The organism is Pedobacter sp. Leaf216, assembly GCF_001421515.1.
GTDB lineage: Bacteria > Bacteroidota > Bacteroidia > Sphingobacteriales > Sphingobacteriaceae > Pedobacter.
Map to the genome: position 1 here is coordinate 236,904 of NZ_LMKM01000001.1, position 25,384 is coordinate 262,287.

The following is a 25,384-nucleotide window of genomic DNA, read 5'->3' on the forward strand; positions in this document are numbered from 1 at the left end:
AACATATTATGAATAAACTGTATACATTAACCGGCCTTTTACTCTTTTCGGGTAGTTTGGCCATGGCCCAAAACATTTTGAACAATCCGGGCAGTAACCACGGAAACAAGTTTGAGCAATTGGGCACTATTTTACCTACCCCAAATGAACAACGCACAGCCAGTGGTGCACCAGGCGTTAAATATTGGCAGCAACGGGCCGATTACAACATCAAATGTGAGCTGGATGAAAAAAACCTATTGTTAACAGGGTCTGAAACCGTAACCTACACCAATAATTCGCCCGATCCGTTAACCTATATCTGGTTGCAGCTTGACGAAAACGAGCATAGCACCGATAAAAGTGCAAACTATCAGGATGCAACCAAAATGCCAGCTATCGGTACCACCAAAAATTTAGATCAACTTAGTGCAAAGGATAATAATGGTTTTGGGATTAACATTACCAAATTAACAGATGCAACAGGCAAAAACCTAAAGTATACTGTTAATAAAACCATGATGAGGGTGGATTTGCCTGTAGCTTTAAGAACCGGCCAAAAATTAATTTTTAACATTGACTGGAACTATAAAATTACCGACAGAATGAGCGTTGGAGGCCGTGGCGGATATGAATTTTTTCCAAATGATGGGAATTACCTGTTCACCATGACTCAGTGGTACCCACGTTTATGTGTATATAGCGATTTCCAGGGATGGCAGAACCATCAATTTACCGGCAGAGGAGAATTTGCGTTAACTTTTGGTGATTTTAAAGTACAAATGACTGTTCCGGCAGATCACTTGGTAGGTTCAACAGGCGAATGTATCAATTACAGCGCTGTTCTAAATCCAACACAATTGGCCAGATACAATTCTGCTAAAACCGCAGCTGCACCCGTAGAAATTCAAACGCTTGCAGAGGCCAAAGCTGCAGAAACCAAAAAATCGACCGCTAAAAAAACATGGGTTTTTAATGCCAATAATGTGCGCGATTTCGCCTGGACTTCTTCACGGAAGTTTATCTGGGATGCGATGCCTCAAAAAATTCAGGCCAACAACAACACCGTAATGTGTATGAGTTTTTATGGAAAAGAAGCCTATAGTTTATACAGCAAATTTTCTACCCGCGCAGTTGCCCACACCATTAAAACTTATTCAGATTTCACCATTCCTTACCCATATCCTGTTGCCCAAAGCATTGAGGCGGCCAACGGAATGGAATATCCGATGATCTGTTTCAACTACGGCCGTACCGATGCTGACGGAACATATAGTGAAAGCACTAAAAACGGCATGTTGGGCGTGGTAATTCACGAAGTTGGGCACAACTTTTTCCCGATGATTGTTAACAGTGATGAACGCCAGTGGACCTGGATGGATGAAGGGCTGAATTCTTTTGTAGAATACTTAACAGAGGAACTTTGGGACAATAAATTTCCGAGCAAAAAAGGGCCGGCATATACCATTGTTGATTACATGAAACTGCCTAAGGATGAATTGGAGCCGATTATGAGCAATTCTGAAAATATTGCACGTTTTGGTCCGAATGCCTATTCAAAACCTGCAACGGGTTTAAACATCCTACGCGAAACAATTATGGGCCGAGACCTTTTCGATTATGCCTTTAAAGAATATTCAAGAAGATGGGCATTTAAACACCCTGAACCTGCCGACCTTTTCCGTACGATGGAAGATGCCAGTGGAGAAGATTTAGATTGGTTTTGGAGAGGTTGGTTTTATGGAACCGATCCATGTGACATTTCTTTGGATAGCGTAAAATTTGCAAAGGCAGATTTCCCTAAAGAAGTACCTGCGGCAAGATCAAGAATGGTAAAAATAGATAAGCCTGCAGTGAATGCTTTTGAGGATATTTCGAAAATCAGAAACCGTGAAGATAAAAAAATCAACTTCTATACCGATAAAAATACCGCAGCCCAAGATTTTTATTACAAGTATGATAGAGGCCTGGTTACTGTTGATACTACAATTTCATCAAAGATGGATATAACTCCACCTGTAGAAGTTGTTGCAGATGCAGATCAAAGTAAATACAACAATAAATTCTTGTATGAGTTAAGTTTTAGCAACAAAGGTGGCTTGGTTATGCCGGTTATTGTAGAATTTACTTATAAAGATGGAACAAAAGAAATAGACCGTATACCGGCACAGATTTGGAGACATAATGAATTGAAAACTTCTAAATTTTATGTAAAAGACAAAGAAGTGGCTTCTATATTAGTTGATCCATTACGCGAAACCGCTGATATTGATACCACAAACAATAGTTGGGGAGGTAAAGCCAAAGAAAGCAAGTTTAAAGTTTATAAAGCAAAAACCGGTGGGGCAGTAAGAGGCCAATCTGTTGGCAAAAACCCAATGCAGGCGGCTACGGGTAAATAAAAGATTCCCGCGCTTATTCTAAGCGATGATAATTTAGACCGTAGCGGAGAATTTAATTATTGCCAGTTACCAGCGAAGTATTAAGATTGCAACTAATCCCCGTTGAAAAAAATCAACGGGGATTTTATTTTCCAACTTTCCTGACTTTCGCCTGTTTTACTCTTTACAGCCTAAACCGTATATTTGATATACTCATGAAATTTAAAATCACTTCAGAATATCAGCCCACCGGAGACCAGCCCAGCGCAATAAAACAATTGGTTGATGGTGTAAATGCAAACGAACATTATCAAACGTTATTGGGGGTTACAGGATCGGGAAAAACATTTACTGTGGCCAACGTGATTGAACAGACGCAAAAGCCTACTTTGATTTTAAGTCACAATAAAACCCTAGCGGCGCAGCTCTACGGCGAGTTTAAAAATTTCTTTCCCGAAAACTCTGTTAATTATTTTGTTTCCTATTACGATTACTATCAGCCCGAAGCCTTTATCGCCTCTAGCAATACCTATATTGAAAAAGACCTCAGTATAAACGAAGAGATTGAAAAGCTTCGGTTACGCACTACATCTTCGCTAATGAGCGGAAGGCGCGATATTATTGTCGTATCTTCTATTTCCTGCATTTATGGTATGGGTAATCCCGAAGATTTCTCCAGAATGGTTTTCCGTTTTGGCGTAGGCTTACGGATTTCACGAAATGCTTTTTTACATAGTTTAGTAGAAATTCTATATTCACGTACCACAACCGAGTTCAAACGCGGAACTTTTAGGGTTAAGGGTGATACTGTAGATATTTTTCCTGCCTATCTTGATCATGCCTACCGCATTTCCTTTTTCGGGGATGATATTGAAGAACTTTCAGCAATTGATCCAGTTTCGGGCAAAACGTTGGAAAAACTTGAAGATATGGCCATTTATCCTGCAAATCTTTTTGTTACGCCAAAAGATAGGTTCAACTCTTCCATCTGGGGAATTCAGGAAGAACTGGAAATCCGTAAAAACCAGCTCATTGCCGACCGACATTTGCTGGAAGCGAAAAGATTGGAAGAAAGGACGAATTTCGATATCGAGATGATGAAAGAACTGGGTTATTGTTCGGGTATCGAAAATTATTCGCGTTTTTTTGATGGAAGACAGCCTGGTATGCGTCCTTTTTGTTTGCTGGATTATTTCCCGGAAGATTATTTAATGGTAATTGACGAAAGCCACGTTACCGTTCCACAGATCAGGGCGATGTACGGTGGGGATAGATCGCGTAAATTATCATTGGTTGAATACGGTTTCCGTTTACCAGCAGCACTTGATAACCGGCCTTTAAACTTTAACGAATTTGAAGCTCTTGCTCCGCAAACCATTTATGTGAGTGCAACGCCTGCGGAATACGAACTGGAAAAATCGGAAGGTGTAGTGGTAGAGCAGGTAATCAGACCTACAGGGTTACTTGATCCTGTGATTGAAATCAGACCGGCAATAAATCAGGTTGATGATTTACTGGATGAAATTGACCTAACCATAAAGGATGGCGGACGTATTCTGGTAACTACTTTGACTAAACGGATGGCCGAGGAGTTAACCAAATATCTAGACCGTTTAAATATTAAAACCAGGTATATCCACTCCGAAATTAAAACCCTTGAACGTGTGGAAATCCTGCGTGGTTTACGCCTTGGAGAATTTGATGTTTTAGTGGGAATTAACCTTTTACGTGAAGGTTTAGATTTACCGGAAGTAACTTTGGTTGCTATTTTAGATGCCGATAAAGAGGGCTTCCTGCGCTCGGAGAAATCTTTAATACAGACTATTGGCCGTGCTGCCCGTAATGACAGGGGGCGTGTGATTATGTATGCTGACGGAATTACCGAAAGTATGGAAAAAACCATTTCAGAAACGAACAGACGTAGAGATATACAGATTGCATATAACCTTGAGCACGGAATTACCCCAAAAACCGTTGGAAAATCAAGGGAAGCCATTTTAGAGCAGACCTCTGTACTTGATTTCTCTCAAAAAGCAAGCGATAACAAAGCAAGAGCTTATGTAGAAAATGCCGAAATCAGCATTGCTGCAGATCCAATAGTGCAATATATGGGAAAAGCAGAAATGCAACGCGCTATCGATACCACCCGTAAGGATATGCAGAAAGCAGCAAAAGATATGGACTTTTTACAAGCCGCAAAACTGCGTGATGAAATGTTTGCCTTGGAGAAAATGTTTAACGAAAAGTTTGGCAAGTAACGATTTGGTTTTATAGCATGATTTTTAGATAATTTAGCCTACAATTGCTTTCAATAAGTTATCTAAAAATCATTCAATGAAATCTTTTAAACTATCAGCACTGATCGTACTCGGTGCTATGGGTCTGAAAAGTCAGGCCCAAAATGTTCCGGCAATCTCCCTGCCGCTCGGTGGTAATGCCTACAGCTCCTTACACCAGGATGCTGAGAGAAGTTTATCCAATCAGGGAATCGTAAACTGGAGCAATCCGAACGAATACTTTACGGCTTATTTCAGGGTTGGAAAGCCAGGTACATTGGTCATTTCGCTTAGCGAAAAGCCAGTTATTGAAGGGCGGGGAACTTTGGAATTCTCCATTAACAATCAACCCAAAAAAGTAAATTTCGATGAATCGAGATCTTTCGATGGTAAAATTGGGGAATGGACGATTAAAGATACCGGATATGTTGCCATTGCCATTAAAGGGATAAATAAAAGTGGTGCAAAATTTCCTTCCATCCCAAGTTTAATTCTCAGCGGAACGGCAACAGAAGGCAAAACTGCTTATGTCAAAAATAATGAAGGAAATTTCTTCCACTGGGGCAGACGCGGTCCATCTGTTCACCTAAACTATTTACAGCCTGAAAATGTAAATGCAGAATGGTATTACAACGAGGTGACTGTACCAAAAGGAGAAGATATTCTTGGTTCATACTTTATGGCCTGTGGTTTTGGGGAAGGATATTTTGGTATGCAGGTAAACAGCCCGACAGAAAGGCACATCTTGTTTTCAGTATGGAGTCCTTTTAATACCGATGATCCGAAAAGCATTCCAGAATCGCACAAAATTAAAATGCTTAAAAAAGGAGAAAGTGTACATACAGGTGAATTTGGAAATGAAGGTGCTGGCGGTCAGAGTTACTTAAACTACATGTGGAAAACAGGAAATACCTATAAATTTTTGCTACATGGTGTGCCCGGAAACGATAGCATCACTACATATACTGCTTATTTCTTCGCTCCAGAAATGAATAAATGGAAGTTAATTGCCAGTTTTACCAGGCCACAGACTAAAACTTATCTAAAACGATTCCATTCCTTTTTAGAAAATTTCTCGCCCGTTCAGGGAGATTTATCCAGAAAAGTTTTATTCAACAATCAATGGATCTGCGACGATAGAGGCAAGTGGACTGAATTAAATTCTGCACGTTTTACAACTGATAATACTGGCGCAAAAGGATATAGAATGGATTACCAGGGAGGAATAGACCAAGGTTCATTTTACTTAAAAAATGGAGGATTCTTTAATAATTATACCTCCCCAAGAAAAATTTTCAATAGAAACGCTACAGGTAAAAAACCTGAAATAGAATTCAGCAAATTACCTTAACATTCGAAATATTTATGGATTTTTGCGGCTTTAATTATTTATTTAACATAAATGGACGGGCAAAATAGAAAAGACATTTATCCGGGTTTAGAAGTCGGAATTATATTGAAGAAAGATCAGCGATCTGGAAATGTTACTTATGGCGTTGTAAAAGATCTGCTTACATCATCGGCATTTCATTCGAGAGGAATAAAGGTAAGACTCGAAGATGGACAGGTGGGCCGCGTTACTGAAATTATTGAGGATTAGCAGATATTAAAACTTTTACAAGCCAATTTGCGTATTATATTGTAATGGAAATGCAATTAAAGGCGAAAAAAGTAACAAAATAAATTTCCTGACGTCTATATTTGTAACAACAGTAATTTAAAGAATGGCATTAGTAAAATTCATATTCATAACGATATTGGTACTCTGGCTAATCAGAATGTTGATTAGGCTGATTCTTCCAATGCTGTTTAATAACCTGGCGGGCAAAATGCAGAGTCAGGCTACCGGGCAGCAGCAACAAAGGCGATCGAAACCTGAAGGTTCTATTTCTATAGATTATATGCCTCCAAAACCCGATCAAAGTAAAACAGATAAACTCGGCGACTTCGTAGATTACGAGGAAGTAAAATAAAAAGAACCCTGAACTTGCTTCAGGGTTCTTTTGTTTAAAGTAAACAACACTCACTCTGTCCTCACAAATTGCTCAATCTCTAATAACTTCATAATAGTTTTCAAATAATTGTTAAAAATTAATCTCAATAATTTATTACGATAAGTCCATTTACCCTAATTTTATTACAACTTGCAAGAAAATTTACCCTAATTCTGTGACAAGAAATGAGATATTTTACCCTAATTTTGTGACGGAATATAACATTGCACCTTAAAGTTTGTTCATGTCAAATTGGATAATATTTACAGACTTCTAAAAGATGATTTGCCAAAATAATCGTAAATTATTAGCGATAAGTGGCCGCCAAGCGCATTCGAGTATGTAGAAAGAAACCGATCAAAGTTAAACGAGAAATTTCTGAGAACAATTCACTAGCATCGTAAATCAATAGTAACTCTAGTCTTTTGCTGTGCATTTTAATTTAATATTTAACTCTGAATAAAGTTTAAACCTTTTCTGAAGTATTTATTGTAATGCCCTGACCTGAAAATTTTGCCTACTATTTCGGATCATGTAAAAACGACCATTCAATCATTTAAAGGATCAATGTTAGGCCTTCTTGTTGAAAAGATTATATCTTAATCAGTAACTGCGGTATATCTATTTAAAATTATCTGAAGTAAAAATGAAGGCATGTTAATACGATTCTGAGGATGGGGAAGAATCATCTGAAGAGCTTAACAAATGATCATGCAAAGATAACAACTGGCGCTCTAAATATACTGTCAAGTAATTAAGTGTATTTTATATGTAATCTAGTGTTGGTCCCGACGAAACCAGAACAAGTTTTACTTCAATAACTCTATGACTATCAAATACTTGTAAAAAGAAAATCCGACTCACTACTTTAAAAATGACCGTTTTTTAGCTCAAATGTTACCCCTCAAATCTATGAAATGAATTGAAATAATGCAAATAGATTTATAATTCAATTATCTTAAATGAGTAATTTAAAGCAGGAAGACTACTCTTAAAAGGAACAAAAGGCAAAGCAACTTTAGACGGGTTCTAGCCATATTAACTACCCCCCAGCAGGACGAAAGTTTACAGGAAGCATATCTACAATTCGGGATGAAATATGGCCTACATAGCTCCCCACTGATTTTATTGAAGAAAAATTTGCTAAGAAATTTTATAAAGTTTTATTCTTGGAAAAACAATATGATTTAAAAAAACATCATCTTGTTTTTACGAGCTGAAAGAGTTCTTTATTTATATTGGGCCAAGTTCTCAATAAACAAAACGAAACTTTCTCGATAAATGTAAACTGGCCTTTAGTCGACAATTCTAAATGCTTTAACTTACAGCTAAAGATTATTAAACTCTACGGAATACTTCCATATTTTAGAAATACCTTCTGTTGTTTCTTTGGCGTATCTCTCGCAGATCGGAAAAAGAATACTGCATGGCTGATTTAAACACTCGCTAATAAAATACAAAGCAATGCCTAAAGTCTGCGCTTTGGTGGACAGCGGACATAAGTAAAGATTTGTGATAACATCTTTTTTGTTTTGTTTCCTAACGAACTGGCTAATGATGTTTGCTGTTACAAATGGGTCGTTAGCCGGTGCAAAAATGGTATTGTCATCGTCAATAAAAACTTCCTCTCCTTTTGAAACCGTTTCCTCTGCTGCCTTATATGCTTTTAAAATGTTTTCCTGATACATATCTGGTTGCAGTGAGGGAAATCCGAAAAGTTGAATTTTTCTTGTACTATCTTTATTTTTAGATACATCTGTTATACGAAGATGATCATATCCAGCTCCAATAATCAAAAAGTCATTATGAGCATTGGTTGAATGAACTCCCTGACAGCCATCAATTTGTCTTACATGCGTGTAGTCAAATGAAAAATCCGTATTTTCTTTCTTTTTGTACTTGATTGGATCTGTATATATAAAATCTATCTGACCAACATTTTTAGAATGTAGATACCGAATTAAAAATATCAAGTGTGGCCTAATGAAGCCTGTTATATCTATGCAAATTTTCCCAATAGTATCTAGATTGATTGCCGACTCTTCAAAATAAGTTCTGATCAATACACTCTCTCTTAGATTATTTTCGAAGTTAAAAACCCTTTCACTAGCTGAATCCGACTTCGGTTCTTCACTTGCTTTATAGCCATATTCTGGAAAAAGTATCCAGTGCTTTTCGGTTGCGTTTATCTTTTTAAATACTTCCTTGACCCTTAAACTATCGTTATAAGCAGAAATAAACAGGTCGTACGATTTGTCCTCTTCAAGCTCTTTTGTAGAGCTATATTTCTTTTTGTAGAATATTGAATAGTCAATTGTATTTGAGAGCATAAGATTTATATTTCAAAAAGTGTCGGGTTGTTTGATATCCTGAATGGCGCGTTGTAGTTTACCAATCTTGAATTTTTGATTCTGTTATATTCTTGATCAGAGGTCGTCCCAAAAATAGCCTTTACCTCATCCGTTGTTAAGTGAAGTATTCCTCGTCTGTAAATCGGAAGCTCCCATTGAGGAGCAAGCAAACCATTTATTTGGTATCCGATACGCTGGACTGCGGAATTCTTTTCTCTGGCGGTGCTAATTCTGATAAGATATGAATAATGTTCTAGGTATTGTAGCGTTTTGTTAATGTTGTCATCTATATCGATTAATTTAATACTAAAAGACGAAAGCGAACACTCTGGTGGAATATCAGAGAATCTTATTTCTTGGAGGTATTGTCCAATTCTTTTGATACTGGTAGACATTAATTTACCATCTTCACCAGATGCTCTTGCATCTTCCAAGAACCAACTACTTGCATCAATGATCCCCTTACTTTGGGCATTTTCACTTATTCTTTCATTTCCGAATGGATGTTCTCCATTATAGATGGACCATCTGTAGATATGCTTAAGCATAATTAATAAATGCCGTGGTATACCAGAGGACATTTTGATGATTTTTTCTATACCACAATAAGAAAGGGCCTCTCTTGACTCCCTATGGAGCTGATCTATCAAGTCATTCCTGAACTTTTCTAAGACTTTTGAATGCGGTAAAGATTTATCCTGCTCTTTTGTAAATGCCTCACAATCTTTTGCTATCTCATTCGCAGCAAACTCCAAATCTTTGCCTGTTTTCCAACTCCGATAAAACAGAAACACATTTGTGCGCTCTAAAAGGGGATTCACATCATAAGATAATTTCCTAATAATCTTGATGACAGTTTCCCCAGGTATCTTTCTGGCTAAAAGATTTCTCTCTAAATTAAAAAGATACGATTTTCCTAAACTTAATTCTTTCGTTTTTAGTTTGTAGAAAAAACTTCCTAAGTTAAATTCTTCAAAGAACGAACTGAGGCTATTACTAGCCTTATCGTCTTCTCCAACAGATATTCCAGATTGTTTTAAACGGGATATACAAATTTCCCTAGCAAATTTATCATATCCTTGGCCTGATCGAAGAAGGTTGTCAATAATATATTGTTCATACTCGGAGCCAACCTTTAATTCTTCGTTTCCGCTATTTGTATTGAATGTTTTTACTCCATACCATCTGGCACCTACCCGAAAAGAAACAGGGGATTCCCTTTCTCTTATTAATGTGTTTACATATTGTTGTTGATATTCCATCAAATTCTCATATTCATCAATTAAAAAGATGAATTGAACTCCTTCAAAATATGGGATTATTTTTTCAAGAACTCTCGGAAAGCCAAAGATAAGTCTTCCTGGAGACGTCATAATTCTAATATCTGAAATCTTTTTCCCGGTAATTACAGAATTATTGACTTCATAATCCACTTCTTTTTGAAGTTTTTGAAGGTAAGTACTAAACTGGTGTAATGTTTCAAAGCCATCTATTACATCAGCATCAAATAATTTATAGAGGGCGTCACATATATTTTTCTCATAGGGTTTGGAATGATCTGGGTAAGTTTCGAAAATTTCACTGATAATGTTTGTTAAAAGTTGGGTAAACCATAATTCGAGATAATATGCAAAAATGTTTTTCCAAGCTTCTGCCTTTTCACCATTGCCATAAAATTTGCTAGAATTAAGACCTCCACAGCGAAGAAAGATTCCGATATACTTATCTTTCTTAATTTCATCGATGAATTTCTTCCCGTAGCGTATTTTTTGTAGGTTATACGAGAAATAGCGCATAATATGAGTTTTCCCACTGCCTTTTCCTCCTAAGATGATCATTGGCATTGGAGAAGAAGGTTTAAGAATACCTACGAAACCATTGCCTTCAGGAAGATCGACCCAGTATCTATTGATTTCTTCATCAGAATAATCAACAGCCTTAGTAATATTGAAAGGATTAACAGTATTAATTTTATTACCCATAATCAGTAAACTTTATTATATCTCTTAAATATTGGAACCCACAATTCCTCTTCCTCATCATACCAAATAATAGGCAATGTATTATTTGGGGTATTATGGTAAAAACCTATCAATAATTGACAATCACCAAAACCTAATGTTGTATTTTTTACAATTTTCTCTAAAGCCTCCCCTTCATATCCATCTTTTGTCCACAATGACCTAACTAAAGGTTCGCAATATTCCATGCAAAACTTTTTCATGAACTCTTGATCGATGTGATCTGGACAGTTTTGGAAATATCTACTATTAGGATCAAAACATTTGAAAGAATTGTCGAGTTCTACAACAGCTTCGATATAGTCGAATTTGCTCTTTTTAATGACTTTTTCCTTACCCGTCTTTGTGGCAAACAGCATTAAGCACGAAACTTTGATAGTCGGATCTATCTTTTTTATTTTTTCGACTATATCCACTGAATAACGAATGGCTTGGCTTCCAGAACCACAAAAATCGTCGAAAAGCACATAATGCTTAATACTTTCTTCTTTCAACCTCAGTTCGCCGTTCTCTTCATTAATAAATATACCTTGGTTATCAGGGAACAATGTGTTTGAAAGATTATTTTCCTGTCTAAACCAATATAGAAGATGTGCACCACTTTCAGAAGCGTTCCCTAATCCGATAAAACGAGTGTTTTTTTGGCTTTCGAAAAACTGTTCATTAATTAATGTCAAGTCTGTTGTATTCCCATTCTCTTGACGAATTTTTTCCACCGCAGGATATTTGTATAAATCCCTGTATAGGCTGATTAAGAGCTGCCTAATTTGCAATGTCCCAAAATACATAAAGTTGGAGAGAAGAAATAATGCATGGGATTTTTCTTGCTCTGTGCTAAAGTTATTTAACCACTTCTCAATTTTCGGCTTCTTTATTTTGGACTCCCAAGTTGTCTCATTCAATATTTTAATCTTCTTGTGAAGCTCTTCTTCATATAAATGCGGCATACTCATATTACTTTTTGAATACCAGCACCCACTCACGAGTTATCACACTGGCTGTTTTATTTCGTTTAGTCATAAGACCATATGACTTTATATCATCAATTAATTCAAGCTGAAGTTTCATCCCTAAGTTTAACATGATTTTTGTGAGATATTCCTGCGTCCTGAATTCCATTCCGCAAACCTTATTGTTAGCTACAATCAGAATAAAATAACCATCCTGTTTCAAGGCTTTAACTGACTCTTCAAACGCACTTCGCATTTCTCTTAAATAATTGCCAGCTATATGAGCACGTAAAGGATTTATTTTAAATATTTCTTCTAACAATACATCAGCTTCAGCAACATTTGTTTTCTTTAGAATACAGTAGTCTTTTCGCTGATAGTTTTCTCTTCCGATATTATAAGAATCAAACTCTTTTAAGGAATCTACTGTTTTAAGGAAATTCAGCCACCCTAAGCTCAGGCTTGACGATCGTATGTATTTCTGTGCTCCAGCGTAAGGTGGTGAGGAAATTATCAAGCTTACACTCTCTTTTTTTATACCCTGTATTTGAGCATTACCATCTATGATTTTTCTTGCATCATCTGATATAATTTTAGCGCTTACTCCACGGCTAAATAGCTTGGAAAGATTAATAAACCGATTAATATTACTGCGAACCGTTTCTTCAAATTTTTCAAATACGTCAATATATTCTAAGCCAGCAAGTTTTTTGCTTGTTTCAGTAAAAAGGGGGTGTGTTTCCGGATACCTAGCAGGATTTAATCGAACGGGCACTGAAACCCTCTGATCGGCAAGACTAAGCTTTTTTACACAATTTGAAAAACATACCAAAAAGAACTCCTTGATTTTATCATCATGTATGTTTTGGATGATATGGGATATTTTAGCCATTTGGTTTTGGATTCTTGGAAAGAACCAATAATTAATATTTGAAATCTTAGGCACTATAACGTCCCCGGTTTTTGAAAAATCCTTCCGTAAATTCTCTAAATGTAGTTTTAAAGTTTCTGTATTATAATTTGTAACCTTTACAGACGAAATTAACCTCGCCAACGGATTTGCATCAGCTCCAACGGCATTTCTACCAGCTAATACACTTTCGAGCATTACTGTACCAGAACCGCTAAAAGGATCTAATATTAAATCTCCTTCTCTCGAGAATATATTATTATTCAAAAAGAAATGCGGAATATGCATCAAAAGTTTGGCAGGATATGTATGTATGAGGTGAGTAGCCCTGTCCGTTTTATAAAGTTCAGGCACAAGTTTTCTAAAAGACACCTCAATTGGCTCCGCTTTTTCTTTATATTTTTTTAGAAATCCTAAAACTTCTTTATCAAAACATTTCCTAACATCAATACCTTCAGCAATTTCTATCATAGAAGATTTTGAAGTTCTGCAGGAGAATAATTGATCGATTTTAGAACTTTTTGATCACTATCTCTATACACTAAATATAAACCTTCTCTAATCATATAACTGGCAGCGGTACGTTCTTTTTCCTTATAGTATGCCACTGTTTTTATAGCTTCAACTTCAGTTTTACAAGCTTTGCTCATATTGGAGCGATGAACTTCGTCGAAGAGATCTTTAAACCTATTTCCCAATCCAAATTCATGAATCGCACCTGCTAACACATATTGAATATCGCATAACGCATCTGCTATTTCCTTAATATTTTTATCTGATATTGCTTGTTGCAGTTCCTTTAGTTCCTCATTAAGAAGCGAAACTCGTAATGCACACCTCTGATCAGAAGGAATTGTTGGCGTCTGTAATATGGGGTGTTGGAAAGTTGTATGAAATTCCGCAACCTGAGTTAATGCACTTGATTCTTTCATTATTGAGCTTATTTAGTGGTTCTAAAAATACGTTTTATTTATGCCTAGGCAAAATATTTTTATCATGAGCTTATTTGAATTTTAGCCATGATAGATTTTAATTCAGTAATGCTTCTTGACTAATCGTCCAAATTAAATAGATTCAAACGAAAGATGCTTTTGAATTTTAGCCCTTCTTTGTCTTAGTGGATAGTCCAAAACGATTGAACATATACATGTCTATCAATTTAGGCTTTGACGATACCGATAGAATAGAAATAAAGGTCACTCCTTTTTTTATGCTCCATATATTCCCTGTTGAAACTATTAACCCAAACAAAGCTGACCACAACTGAGACTAACAATACTTAACGATTGGCCATCATCGGCTTACAGCTTATTTTTAAAAGGTTTATATTTTTTTTGCTAGAAAAAATCGCATAGAGAATTAATTTATCTTATAATAATGGATTGAATGAATTTTTTAAAGACAGAGCTTATTGATTCAAAGAAAATGATATATTTGGATATCTAATAATCTCTCATGTATATTTCTAAAATTTCTCTAGTTAATTACCGGAACTTTAAGAATGCAGCCTTTTATTTCAACAAGGGTATCAATACCATTATCGGTGAAAACGGTTCAGGTAAAACCAATCTTTTCCGCGCAATCCGTTTGATGCTGGATGATGATCTACTAAAATTTGCCTATAAATTTACAGAAGCAGATTTTAATAGAACACTTGATAAAAAATGGAAAGGACACTGGATTATCATCAGCTTGGAATTTAGTGAGATTTCTGCGGATGAATCTATTCAGGCAATGTTTATCCATGGGCTTGGGAATGGTGAAGAGGAAACTGTGGACAAAGCCACCTACAATCTATTTTTTAGACCAAAATCAGATATCCGTTATCGACTCTCGGAGTTAGCGGAAAACGATACAGAAGGACTTGCAGCAATCGTTGATCAGCTCACTATTGCCAATTATGAGAGTTTCTTCACCGGCAAGAGCAGTGTTGATTTTAATGACCCAGAAGTTTACAAAGAACTTGTTGGAGATTTTGACGCTGTTAAGTTTAATCTAAATCCCGATACTTCCTTGTTTGGAGCACGGATTCCCCATCAACTTTCTATCTCTAAGGACATTAGCTTTACTTTTATCAAAGCACTGAGAGATGTGGTGTCAGATTTTAATAATAATAGGACAAATCCGTTGATGAGCCTGCTGAAAATCAAAAGCGAGCTAATTAATGATGCGGATTATGCTCCCATAGCCCATCAGGTCAAAGATCTAAATGCCGCAATTGAACAGTTACCCGACGTTCAGGATGTTCGCGAAAATATCAAAGAAACGATCAAGGATACGGTAGGTGAAACCTATTCGCCATCTTCACTTTCCATTAAGTCCAGTGTGCCCGATGATGCGGAAAAGCTCCTTCAGTCCCTTAAACTTTTCATAGGAGAACCGGATGAGACTTATGAAGGCAGCATCCATGAGCTCAGTTTGGGAGGTGCAAACCTGATTTTTTTAACACTCAAACTTTTGGAATTCAAATACCAGCGGTCAGCCGACAACTTTGCGAATTTTCTCTTGATTGAAGAACCTGAAGCACATATACACACCCATATTCAAAAAACCTTATTTGATAATCTTAATTACGAAGATACCCAGATTATATATTCCACTCATTCGACCTTTATCTCCGAATCTAGCAATATTTCCAACATCAACATTCTGAGCAAAAAGGTAAACTATGCAGAGAGTTTTCAACCCGCCAACAACCTACCTGAGTCCAAAGTCCACAAGCTTCAGCGTTACTTAGACGCGGTAAGAAGCAATCTATTGTTTGCAAAAGGGGTTATGCTGATTGAAGGAGACGCCGAAGCCATTTTAATTCCGTTGATGGTCAAGAAAGTATTTGGTATAAGCCTGGATGAACTGGGCATCAGTTTAATCAATATCGGTAGTACCGGTTTTGAAAATATTGCCCAAATCTTCCATGAAGACAGGGTACAACGAAAATGCAGCATCGTCACAGACCTTGATCAAGCTATTGCCGATACGACAGAAATAGACACTGATACAGAAGCAGTGAAAACTTATAAAAAGAAATTGGCGGCTTCAGAGAAATCAGGCAAAGAAAGGCAAGAAGCGCTCGATTTGTATATCACAGGCAACATTTATCTTAAGGCCTGCTACGCTGACTACACCTTCGAAGTTGACTTCATGAATCAGGAAAACAAAATTGAGATTCTCAATACAATTCCTGAAGTCTACAAGGAGGAAGATACAATAGAACTGGCCGCAACTGACATTGGAGATGAAGATATTGCCATTTCAGGAAAAAGGGTTCTGGCTATGGCAAAATATGCAAAGAAAGGTTGGTATGCACTTATTCTTGGAAAACACATCACCTTCAAAACTAATATACCACCATATATTTTGGATGCGATTGTGTTTTCGAAGACCACGCTCAGCAGACGGACGATATTGTCGCTTTTGGATTACCGGCTTTCCCAGTACCGAAAAGATGCAGTTCATCCAGAATTTTTGGCACTCGAGCTAGAAATGGAAAAATATGGTAAAGGCGATATAGCACTTCAAGCGCTCATCGCTTCTATACATAAAGCGCTTCCAAATGATCAGATTAAGGATTTTTTAGAAAGGCTATAGATGTTTGTCTGGGATAGAGATGAATTAAATGGTGAGCAGGAAGCCGCTATACTGGCACCGGGAAATGTCCTGCTCATTGCTTGCCCAGGGAGTGGTAAAACTAGGGCATTGACTTATAAGATTGCCCTTGAACTCTCCAAGCTCAAGTCGAAAAAAAAATTTATCATTGCCATAACGTATACCAATAATGCTGCTGAAGAAATAAAAACCCGAATAGAACATTTGGGCGAAGATACTTCCCAGCTCTGGATTGGCACCATTCATTCCTTTTGTACCGAATGGATATTAAGACCTTATGGATTGTATGATGACGCACTAAAATATGGTTTTAAGGTTCTGAATTCGCATGAGAGCGAGGCGCTGTTGGATACCTTCTGTGCTCCGTATAAGGTCTTTAAAGTATCTTATTATGACTGCAGTTATATTTTCACAAAAACGGGTTATGCACTGGGTAACTGTGCCGCAGTTAAGCGCCCGTATGTTGAGGATGTATTGAAGAATTACTGGGCATACCTTAAAGCGAACAGGTTCATTGATTTTGAGTTGATACTAAAACATACATACGAGCTAATCCAGACGCGTCCTGTCATCGCTAAAACGCTTTCGAAATTATTTTCTTACATCCTTTTGGATGAATTTCAGGATACAAAGGAACTGCAGTATGAAGTGTTGGCAAGTATCATTGCCAGTAATCCAAAGGAAATCGGCAGTTTTATCGTTGGTGATCCCAATCAATCCATATTTACAGGACTTGGTGGTTACGCGATAGCGCTAGAAGATCTGCAAAATATGACCAAAAGTAAATTTGAGCCTTTTGAGCTATCCAATAACTTCCGATCCTCTGAAAGGCTTATCAAGTATTTCCAACATTATAAAACATTTCCCAATACTATTCTCGCCGCAGGAAAGAACAAAGATTACACGAGCATAATCAGCCTCAATCAGGAGGTAATGAAATCAGTCCTCGAAGATGAAATTGTAAGATTGCTGGCATTTAACATCACCGAGAAAGGAATTTCTCCAAACGAGATTTGTATCGTTGGCCCTCAATGGGTGCATCTCTCAGCGCTGACTAGAAACCTCATGGTTAAAATGCCCGACTATAATTTCAATGGCCCCGGAATGGCTCCCTTTGCTAGGGATATTGACAACTTCTTTTATAAAATCTGTAGAATCGTACTAACAGAACCATCACCCGCCATGTATATTACCAGAATGCGGTGGTCGAGGGAAATATTGAAAGATTTGCATGAAATAGGAAGCGATATTTCTGGTACCTCCGCTAAAGCTTTTCTGAGGCATTCAAACCTACTCAGGATCGATGAAACGGACGGACTGGCTTACCTTAAAATTGCCTTTTCCGAACTGTTGGCTTCGCTTGGTGTGGATAAGAGTATGTATAAAGCACTCACCGAGGACTACAACTCATTTTTTGCAAGCTCCGAGCAGCGGATCAAAAAGCTGGCCGAGCAGGGCGATCTGGGCGTTAGTACAATTGTCAATTTCAGAAAAGTATTTAAACAACGGGATGGTATCACCATATCCACTATGCATGGTGTAAAAGGACTAGAATTTGATGTAGTCATTGCTTTCGGCCTACTTGAGGATTGGGTTCCTCATTTCAGTGATGTGGATGGTGAAAACAGCGCTAAGAAGTTACTCTATGTAATTGCCTCTAGAGCTAGGCTGAATTTGCATATGATATCCGAACGAAGAGAGAAACGTTTTTCGAGGCCGCCTAGGAATATGTTCAGCACCAATCAGCTTTCCGGCTATGTTTTTGGTTATGATAACTGTTAGCTTAAAAAAATGACGATTGAATATTTAATCATCACTTAATAAACCAAAAGAACATACTAAAAGACAAAAAAACATTAATTTAAATGTTATGGTACAAATTAACTTTCAGCTAAATCTATCCAATGACGAAGAACTGCTCCTCTCAAAAATTTTAAAATGTACTCAGATACAATTGCCCGATAACCTGTCCCGGATAGGTAATGCTGCACTGAATGAGTATGTGAAAATGTTTACCGGTGACAAAGTTTTTACCCGAGGAAAAGATATGCTTGAATATAGACTCATCAATCTAATACAGAGTTATTATCAGGGAAGGATACCGGCTGAGGATGAAATCAGCGGAATTTTTCAGACATCGCAAGTTGAAAGTAGGACCATGCTAAAAGCTATTTCCTCCAAATACCAATATATTTTAGAAGCAGTGATAAAAGAAAGTCTGAAAAATAAACTGGATATAGACGCTAGAAAAAATGGTAACAGTGATTTTAGGATTTCCATTGATGGTAGCTTTTTTAGGGACGGATACAATAAAATACTCGCACGGGTGGCAACCCATGCTCCTCTGGTCAAAGACAATACGACCACATCTGTCTATATAATTAAAAACGGGGAATATGCTTATTTGTGTAACCAACTTGGCATTCAGGAAACTGTTAATGCTTATGTCTGATATTCTTTCATCGGTTAGCATCTTGGTTGGGATCCTAACGGCCCTGTTGGCCTTGTTTTACAGCGAAATCCAAAACTTTCTGGAACTCACTCCCGAACGTTTGAGAGCAAATAATAAGGTTAATTTTACTAACGGGAAGCGCATTCGTAACACTCGGTTACATCCTTTGGCATCTAGTTCGATTATCTTAACACTGGTTTTTATACCTGAACTAATCAATCAGATTTCCAATATGGTTTCTGTTTTTGAGTACAATCAATATCGGATTTGTTGGGAACAGTATAGCACTGTCAACGCAGCCTTTATAACCGTTGCGTTTTTTTTAATTTGTCTTACGCTGAGGATATGCATAACGACCTTCAGATTTTATTTCCATCTTCACAAATTCAGTCCAGATTAACTTTGTCTCGTGTAATAATTTGTAAATCATCATGACTTTAGCTGCAATATTCATATCTCCAACACATCTTGGTCATATATTTGGAAGAGACCATAAGGGCTTCACAATAAATTTGGGAGGAAAATATTTTTATACACTCTCCGAATCCGCAAACAGCTCAAAAAAAATAGTTAAAAGGGAGTCAAACCCATCATACCTAGCCGGATTCTGGAACCCTTATATTAAACTCGTATCTGCAATCGTTGGAGAAAATGGTGTGGGTAAGACCTCCATCATGGATCTGTTCCGTTTGCCATCATCTTACTGTTGGTATATTGTTGAAGAAGACGATGAAAGTTACATTGTCGAAAACACACATGCATGGGACATCATCTATTTTTCTGCATTTTTTAACCAAAACATGTACCGTGCAGAGGAGGAAAATTTTTATGATTATTCCAAGTACTCCCTGATGCAGGATGATACTGAATATGAGCAACTTTCCATTGGCCCGCTGATGGAACTTCATGAATCCGAAAATTTAAAAAGATGGATTTCTTTTGCAAGGCTAAGAGCTTCCAAACGGTTGCTCGATAAATTGAAACTTCCATCTTTTGAGAAAGTTAAATTAAGGCTCAATTCCTTTATCATCAATGAGCACCAAACATCGCATTCTTTCCGTGCATTTTTCAGGGACGTTGAATCCAAACTTGAGGCAGAACGGGAAAGGCGGGAGCAACAAAAAATCGATGAACTTGGACTAACTAGGGAGCAGGTCATGAAAGACAGAAGTCTTGGCAATGAAATCAGGCTCGAGCTCCACATCATTCGGGCTGTAATGAACAAGGTCAGGAACATATTGGAAAGCACAGGAAACAAATACCTTAGTGAAGGTGAGTTGAGAGCAGATTTTTCAACATCGAGCCCCTTATTTGCAGAGCAGCAGGATAGTCGGAAAGCTTTTTATGCTTTCTTGGAACATGCTTTTATCAAATTAGGTAAGCGAGAGATTCTACTTCCTGTCAGAGAAATTAAAAATCTTATCAATCTGCTTATTTCCTGCATTTCCAAACCTGATGACATCGAGAACACAGATGAACTGGAATTGGATTTTGATACTGCCTTGAAACTCATGGATGCTTATGAAGCATTTTTGCTTGCCTTTAAAGATGACTTTGCATATGATAAAAAAATATTGATGCAATTCATGCCGCTGCGCAAAATGAGTTCCGGAGAACGGGGTCTGTATGATCTTTTTTCGGTCATGCTTGAGGCAAACAGGCGTTTTCGCCAAGGCATCCATAAGGATATGGGAGATTTCAATAAGCGTTCTATCGTTTCAGAAAGGATATTGCTGCTGCTGGACGAGGGTGATTTGGGCTTTCATCCGGAATGGAAGAAGCAATATGTAAATGCGATCCTCCAGGCTGCTCCTTTTCTGTTTCCTGAAAAAGTGTTGCAAATCATCATTACCACGCATGATCCGCTGACTTTATCAGATTTTCCAAAGGGAAATGTGACCTACTTGAAAAGGGAAGGCGAGACCACTATAAATTATCCTTCTGATCAAATGCGTTCTTTTGGCGCAAATATTTCAACAATGCTGAAAAACTCATTTTTCGTGCGTAACGGTCTGATTGGCGATTTTGCAAAGGTGAAAATAGACTACGCCATCAAAAAACTTAATAGTTGGATTGTGGAAGGGGAGAAGAAAAGCTTATTGTTAAATGAACAAGAATTAGAAGAAATAAAGAAAATCATCGGCATGATTGACGAACCTATCATCCAGCAAAAACTTTTAGAAATGTACAGTATGGTCTCAGTTGAGGATAAAATAACTAAACGCATCCGAGAAATGGAACAGGAGCTAAAATTGCTTAAAGAGCAGAAAGGAAATCAACCATGATCTCGATAAGGGAATGCATTGAACCTCTCGAACTGAATAAACTCCTGAATCTGCATAAAACTTTTGTGGGCGCCGAAGTGTACAAACGGATTGATTTTTATATCAATCTCTTTGAGACGCTCGAATTCTTGCAGACGCACGAAAGAACACAAGGCAGAACCATTAAACGGCTGATTAAAACCGTATACCTACACCATACGCAGTATGAGCCTTTTATTGCGCTGATCACAGAAAACCCTAATGATTTTTCAGAGCAAAAATACTTGAAACTTAAGTCGCGGGTTTACTTCAGGCCCGAAATGCGGAATTTTACTGTGTTGTCCGGACTGTTAAAAGAACTTAGGCGAAGGGCTGAAAACATTATAACGCTTGACTTAAATCAAGGGGATTCGCGCAAAAGTCGCTATTACAGCCGGATAAGAGTGAAGTTTTCTCCCCTAGGAATTCTGCTCAAGAAAATTTTTGATTATGACTGGTTCTTAGGCCAGACACCTGATGGAGTCTGGGGTGCTTATCAGTTAACAAAAGGATTGGGCATGAAAGTCTGTGCGTACTGTAACCGTCAGTACACCTTTACACTGTCTAAAGGCACAAGAAAAATTACAAAACCAGAACTCGACCATTTTCTCCCACAGCATCAGAATCCACTGCTGCGGGTTTCATTTTTCAATCTTATTCCGTCCTGTACAATTTGCAATCGCGACTGCAAGGGGCAAAAACATTTTAACTATTCGCAATATCTATCCCCTTATGAGGATAATCCAGGGCATAAACTTTTTTCATACGATTATATTCCCACCTCTTACTACGGCGCTGTTGGCGAAAATGAAGATATCCGGCTTTTTGTGAAGTCAGCAGGAGTTGCTCTGTCACCAAGACTGCTTACCAAGGTGACAGGAAATATGGGTGTTTTCCATCATAATATGATCGCTAATGAGCATCGGGATGTGGTACAGGAAATTATACGTAAAAGAGTTCTATCAAATGACACCTATCTCCAAATTGTCATCGATATGTTTCCGGCTGCAGCACTTACCATTGAGGAAGCCTACCGCATGGCATATGGCAACTTCTATCACGAAAAAGAATTTAGCAAACGGGCTTTGGCCAAGCTAACCAAAGATATCGCTATTGATGTCGGCGTGTTGGAAAAAATATACTAACTGAAATATTTCTTAATCTAATCGAAATAGCGCCCAGGATAAATGCAGATTAACTTTAATTCATTTCTTTGCATTTAACCTTTTTTATACTGATTACAATCCTTTCGTAACTAGGACAAAAATTTAACTCTCCTTCAAATTTAAAGTTAGGGGCTCCCCAAACATGCGATTATAATCAGTTGCCTATAGTCCAACATACCCTTGATTATTCCGAACAAAGTACACCACATTCCGAGGCATAGTGCACCAGTTTGGTTCTGGCTTTAGCACTAACTTTAAACCATATCACTTTTGGACAAATGATTATTCCGAACAAAGTACACCACATTCCGAGGCATAGTGCACCAGTTTGGTTCTGGCTTTAGCACTAACTTTAAACCATATCACTTTTGGACAAAGCGATATTCTGTAAACTTAATGATTTTTTTTATTTCTCATGGATTTGCCCGTAAGTGCAATTCTGTGAGCAGATGCTGACAGCCTGTCCATAATTGCATCTGCAAGTGTGGGTTCATCTATAAAGTTATACCAGTTATCCACTGGCAGCTGCGAGGTTATTATTGTCGCACCGTTGCCATATCTATCCTCCAGAATATCAAGTATTGCAATCCTGGCATCATTGCTCAGGGGCTTAAGCCCGAAGTCGTCTAATATCAGTAGCCTGTTTGAGGATATCCCCTTAATCCATCGGAGGTAAGTTCCATCGAGCCTTGCCTGGGCAAGAGCATCCAGAAACTTATTCATACTGAAATATAGCGTACGGAATCCAAGTAGGCAGGAACTGCGTCCCAGTGCACAGGCGAGGAAACTTTTGCCGCACCCGGTAGCGCCCGTAATGAGCACATTTTCACCACGTTCAATAAAAGTGCCGTCCGATAGTCTTAGTACCTGTTCACGGGTAATGCCACGCTCGGAGGTACAGAGTATATCTTCGGGAAGTGCATGATATCTAAGTTTACTGAACCTGAGATATTTTTCTGTTCTTGCATGCTCACGGTACTCGATTTCTGCCTGGACAAGCATGGCAAGCATTGAATGTGGGTCTTGGATTTCGTGTACTGGCAATTGTAGTGTTGCCTCATAGCGCCTGGCCATTCCGCTGAGCCTTAGGCTTTTCATCTGATCTGCTGTGTTCTGTGTATTCATATTGATCTTTATTAGTTGGTTTTGTATGCTTCGGCTCCTCTCACGTTCTGGTGTAGTGGTGTCTTATATTCTTTCTGTTCTGTTTCCTTGACCATGTCCATATTATTGTCAAGGATGTTTTTTATTACAGTGTATTTAAACCTGTGCCCGGTGAGTGCTCTTTTGCAGGCAGCTTCCATTCTTGCCGCCCCGTAGGCTTTCAAGAGCCGCATCAGTCCAGCGCAGCCAGCATATGATTGATGGATGACGGGATTGCTCTGCATCAGCTTCTGAATAAAGTCATAAGTGTTCTGACCTGCTTTTTCAGCCTGTTTCAGATAATATTCAGGATCCCATCCCTTTTCATCCGAAAAGGATTGATGAGTTTCAGGCATATGTTCCCTTACCGTGGTGAAATGGTGTTTTCTGAAACTCCGGACGTGTATGGCAATCCGCGTGCAATTATGAAAGATCTCAACGCTGTCCATACAATATGATATCCTGACCTCTTTGCCAATATATCTAAAGGGAACGCTGTAATAGTGCCAGTCCTCACCAATAACCACATGGTAATTCTTCTGAACTTTTGCCCTGGTGTAGTGTTGGATAAAGAAAGGTGATTCGGGAAGTGGCTGCAAAAGTGCGGACTCATTATTATGGAAGAGCTCATAGCGGCTGAAACTTTTGCGCTGGAAGCTAAGCTGGTGATGTTCATTCAGCTTAATCATGATCGCTGCATTCAATTCCTTAAGGCTGTAGAAGGTCTGGTTCCTAAGTTTCGCATAGATGCGCATGTAGGCTATCCTCACAAAGTTCTCTACGCTTGGCTTGTCCTTTGGCTTATACGGGCGTGCAGCAAAAAGCGCAATCTTGTTATGATTGGCCCATTGCTCCAGCATCTCGGTAAAGACAGGTTCATACTTTGAGCTTTTGGATACCCACTGCCTCATATTATCCGATTTTACGCCTTTGGGTACACCACCAATATAGATGAGTGCTTTGTTCAATGCTGATACAACCTGGGGTAACTTCGCATCTACAAGTGCTTCCACATAACCGTAACCGCTAAAGGGAAGAATGGCAAGAAACACCGGACAGCTAACGAGTTCTCCTGTAGAAGTATCCAGATAATGCAATGGCGCACCGGCAAAATCTACCTGCATCATCTCAGCTGGCTTATGCTCAAAATGCATAACGGCCTTCGAGGCCCGGTTATGTTCCTGCAGCAGATCACAGAATCTGGAATATTGAAACCCTTCCGGATAATTGGTAATATACTCTTCCCACAGCAATAACCTGGTTACGCCTTCTTTGGAGGCGAGCTGTTCATTGTGATATTCCAAATGTTCAAGGAAATGAACCCGCCTGGGGTCAGCATCCTCCATTACCTCTTCCTTTACAAGGCCAAGAATCTCATCGATATCCCTATCAGATAGCTTTAGCAAGCCATTAAAGGTCAAACCTGTCGATCTGAACTTTTCCAGGTAACTCGCGATCGTACGCCTGTTGACCCGGACCTCTTTTTCTATTTTCCGTTGGGAGACGCCCTGATCGAGGAAAATGAGTATCTGTCTAATCTTATTCATGCTGAGCAGTTTGTTCGCCATATCTACAGGGGTAAGCTTGATGCTTACCAAACCTATATAATTGACGGGTTAAACTATGCCCAATTGCATGATATGGTTAAATATAGTGGTGCAGTATGTGTCGGAATGGCAGAGAAAAATAATCCTGAAATGAACCAAAAATGGTGCACTTTGCCTCGGAATATTTTATTACCTCAAACAAAAACTGGTGTACTTTGGCTCGGAATGACTGGTGCACTATGCCTCGGAATGGGTGGTGTAGTATGGGTCGGAATATCCAACCCTTGATTTTAATAAATTCATGT

Annotated in this window: 17 protein-coding genes; 10 read left to right on the forward strand and 7 right to left on the reverse strand. The window is 38.2% G+C overall.

Going from position 1 to position 25,384, the window contains the following annotated elements:
- Positions 1-8 precede the first annotated feature (8 nt).
- The 5 genes from ASE74_RS01055 (at position 9) to ASE74_RS01075 (ending at position 6,609) form a co-directional block, all read left to right on the forward strand.
- Positions 9-2,381 (forward strand): M1 family metallopeptidase, encoded by a 2,373-nt coding sequence (locus ASE74_RS01055; RefSeq protein WP_055903033.1) that lies wholly within the window; start codon positions 9-11, stop codon positions 2,379-2,381.
- Between the two features lie 194 nt (positions 2,382-2,575).
- Positions 2,576-4,618: an excinuclease ABC subunit UvrB gene (gene uvrB / locus ASE74_RS01060; RefSeq protein ID WP_055903034.1), complete on the forward strand. Its 2,043-nt coding sequence runs from the start codon at positions 2,576-2,578 to the stop codon at positions 4,616-4,618.
- A 76-nt stretch (positions 4,619-4,694) separates the two neighbouring features.
- Positions 4,695-5,987 carry a DUF3472 domain-containing protein gene (locus ASE74_RS01065; protein WP_055903036.1) on the forward strand — a complete coding sequence of 431 codons (1,293 nt, stop codon included), beginning with the start codon at positions 4,695-4,697 and terminating at the stop codon, positions 5,985-5,987.
- Positions 5,988-6,038: 51 nt separating this feature from the next.
- Positions 6,039-6,236 carry a YwbE family protein gene (locus tag ASE74_RS01070; protein WP_055903038.1) on the forward strand — a complete coding sequence of 66 codons (198 nt, stop codon included), beginning with the start codon at positions 6,039-6,041 and terminating at the stop codon, positions 6,234-6,236.
- Positions 6,237-6,360: 124 nt separating this feature from the next.
- Positions 6,361-6,609: a DUF4834 family protein gene (locus ASE74_RS01075; RefSeq protein WP_055903040.1), complete on the forward strand. Its 249-nt coding sequence runs from the start codon at positions 6,361-6,363 to the stop codon at positions 6,607-6,609.
- Positions 6,610-7,958: 1,349 nt separating this feature from the next.
- On the opposite strand, the gene ASE74_RS01080 is transcribed toward ASE74_RS01075, so the two are convergent.
- The 5 genes from ASE74_RS01080 to ASE74_RS01100 are packed head-to-tail and all read right to left on the reverse strand — an operon-like array spanning position 7,959 to position 13,794.
- Positions 7,959-8,960, reverse strand: a complete 1,002-nt coding sequence (locus ASE74_RS01080) for a hypothetical protein (RefSeq protein WP_055903041.1) — start codon at positions 8,958-8,960, stop codon at positions 7,959-7,961.
- A gap of 5 nt (positions 8,961-8,965) precedes the next feature.
- Positions 8,966-10,963 carry a hypothetical protein gene (locus tag ASE74_RS01085; RefSeq protein WP_055903043.1) on the reverse strand — a complete coding sequence of 666 codons (1,998 nt, stop codon included), beginning with the start codon at positions 10,961-10,963 and terminating at the stop codon, positions 8,966-8,968.
- Between the two features lie 2 nt (positions 10,964-10,965).
- On the reverse strand, positions 10,966-11,949 hold the full coding sequence (locus ASE74_RS01090; protein WP_157255306.1) for a hypothetical protein: 984 nt from the start codon (positions 11,947-11,949) through the stop codon (positions 10,966-10,968).
- Between the two features lie 7 nt (positions 11,950-11,956).
- Entirely contained in the window at positions 11,957-13,333 is a 1,377-nt protein-coding gene (locus tag ASE74_RS01095) for a DNA methyltransferase (protein WP_055903047.1), read from the reverse strand.
- Positions 13,330-13,794, reverse strand: a complete 465-nt coding sequence (locus ASE74_RS01100; protein WP_055903049.1) for a nucleoside triphosphate pyrophosphohydrolase family protein — start codon at positions 13,792-13,794, stop codon at positions 13,330-13,332. The genes ASE74_RS01095 and ASE74_RS01100 overlap by 4 nt, the downstream gene beginning before the upstream one ends.
- A 523-nt stretch (positions 13,795-14,317) precedes the next feature.
- Between ASE74_RS01100 and ASE74_RS01105 the strand changes: the two genes are divergently transcribed.
- The 5 genes from ASE74_RS01105 to ASE74_RS01125 all read left to right on the forward strand — a co-directional run bounded on the left by ASE74_RS01105 (position 14,318) and on the right by ASE74_RS01125 (position 22,368).
- Positions 14,318-16,450 (forward strand): ATP-dependent endonuclease, encoded by a 2,133-nt coding sequence (locus ASE74_RS01105; RefSeq protein WP_055903052.1) that lies wholly within the window; start codon positions 14,318-14,320, stop codon positions 16,448-16,450.
- A complete protein-coding gene (locus tag ASE74_RS01110; protein ID WP_055903054.1) occupies positions 16,451-18,250 on the forward strand; it encodes a UvrD-helicase domain-containing protein in 1,800 nt (599 codons plus the stop codon).
- 88 nt (positions 18,251-18,338) lie between these two features.
- Positions 18,339-18,920, forward strand: a complete 582-nt coding sequence (locus tag ASE74_RS01115) for a hypothetical protein (protein ID WP_055903055.1) — start codon at positions 18,339-18,341, stop codon at positions 18,918-18,920.
- A 431-nt stretch (positions 18,921-19,351) separates the two neighbouring features.
- Entirely contained in the window at positions 19,352-21,205 is a 1,854-nt protein-coding gene (locus ASE74_RS01120) for an AAA family ATPase (RefSeq protein WP_055903057.1), read from the forward strand.
- Positions 21,202-22,368 carry a hypothetical protein gene (locus tag ASE74_RS01125; protein ID WP_055903059.1) on the forward strand — a complete coding sequence of 389 codons (1,167 nt, stop codon included), beginning with the start codon at positions 21,202-21,204 and terminating at the stop codon, positions 22,366-22,368. The genes ASE74_RS01120 and ASE74_RS01125 overlap by 4 nt, the downstream gene beginning before the upstream one ends.
- Positions 22,369-22,782: 414 nt before the next feature.
- Here ASE74_RS01125 and istB read toward each other — a convergent pair whose 3' ends face one another.
- Entirely contained in the window at positions 22,783-23,514 is a 732-nt protein-coding gene (gene istB, locus ASE74_RS01130) for an IS21-like element helper ATPase IstB (protein WP_055903061.1), read from the reverse strand.
- 11 nt (positions 23,515-23,525) lie between these two features.
- Positions 23,526-25,100 carry an IS21 family transposase gene (istA, locus tag ASE74_RS01135; RefSeq protein ID WP_055903063.1) on the reverse strand — a complete coding sequence of 525 codons (1,575 nt, stop codon included), beginning with the start codon at positions 25,098-25,100 and terminating at the stop codon, positions 23,526-23,528.
- Between the last annotated feature and the right edge of the window lie 284 nt (positions 25,101-25,384).